At 31.8% G+C, this 1,170-nt stretch carries 2 protein-coding genes; one reads left to right on the forward strand and one right to left on the reverse strand.

What is annotated here, in order from left to right; genetic code table 11:
* Positions 1-215, reverse strand: a 215-nt coding sequence (locus AX762_RS12270; protein WP_143139373.1) for a hypothetical protein, incomplete at its 3' end; no start/stop codon positions are given.
* Between the two features lie 213 nt (positions 216-428).
* On the opposite strand from AX762_RS12270, the gene AX762_RS12275 reads away from it, so the two are divergent.
* A complete protein-coding gene (locus AX762_RS12275; RefSeq protein WP_177244118.1) occupies positions 429-977 on the forward strand; it encodes a hypothetical protein in 549 nt (182 codons plus the stop codon).
* Positions 978-1,170 lie beyond the last annotated feature (193 nt).

Below are 1,170 nucleotides of genomic sequence, written 5' to 3' on the forward strand. Positions count from 1 at the left end.
GAATAATTCGTTACATCGGCAATACAAGTCAAAGTAACATCAAAGCCAATGATGTTATCTGTTGTCTTTTGAGCGACATCATCAAAATCGAATTTACGGGCGACGTCTGTATCTTTGTCCTCAATGATCCAAGCTTTTGATTTTGGATTAAACAATGCATCAATATCGGTTTCGTTTCGAGTGTAAATATAGCTTCCATTTAAATTAGTTCCCATTTTATCTACTTCCTTTTCTTATTTTTGTTTTGCGTTATTTAAGAATGCATCTTTCTGTATTTTTGAGGCACACTTCGCCGGCTGAAGTGTGCCCTTTGGTTTAAGTTAAATCCTTTTATTTAACTTAAACCTATAATAACAGTCTTAAATACCTAATTAAAGACCCTTACCGGGGCCTATTATAGATTTGGATATTGTGCCCCGAACGTGTGTATGGTATGCTTTGAAAAGAAAGGAATGAGTCATATATTTATTACAATAAGAGAAATCCAAGTCTTGATTGATAAGATGATGAGGTACGGACAAGATTGGTATTCAGAACAAGTACTTGCACAATTAGATAAAGACGACAGTTACAAACATTTAATACCAAGAAGACGTCTATACAAATACTTTGAAAAATTCGGTTATGAAAAAATAGAAATGAGGAATAGGACTTATAAAAAAGAAGATATTGAAACCATGCTTGAAGATGAGAGAATTAATAAGCTCTTACTCGACCAGTTGGAACGGAAGACCCAATACGTTTCAAAGCTTGATCAAACCGTACCCAATATCGTTTTTAAACACTATAGGGAGCATGCCGAATTATACGCTTCTTGGTATGATGAAGAAGATATAATAACAGAAGAAGTTGAACAAATACGAATTCATGCAATGCTTAACAAAAAAGCCAATGAACTAACCCAAAGTGAAGTCAAAGAACTTTATCATATTACATTTGGTAATACAGCAAAGGTATGGCAGAAAAGTAAAGAATAAGGTATAGAAAAAATACACATAATTTTCATGGACCTGTATTTTAGTATGTTTAGGTCATTTTTAAAATTCTGCAACTTTATTTAATTAATAAAATTGATCTAAATCTTCAGTTGTGAGATCTCTGTTCCATATAGAATTGTTTTCAGGAAATGATTTCATATCAAAAGTTAAAAAATGTAATTATTAATGATAT

Origin of the sequence: Alkalibacterium sp. 20, assembly GCF_001885615.1 — a bacterium.
Classification (GTDB): Bacteria; Bacillota; Bacilli; order Lactobacillales; family Carnobacteriaceae_A; genus Alkalibacterium.

Bases quoted from the DNA above. Each gene is read 5' to 3' on its own strand.
- AX762_RS12275 (WP_177244118.1), top strand. From the start codon at position 429: ATGGTATGCTTTGAAAAGAAAGGAATGAGTCATATATTTATTACAATA.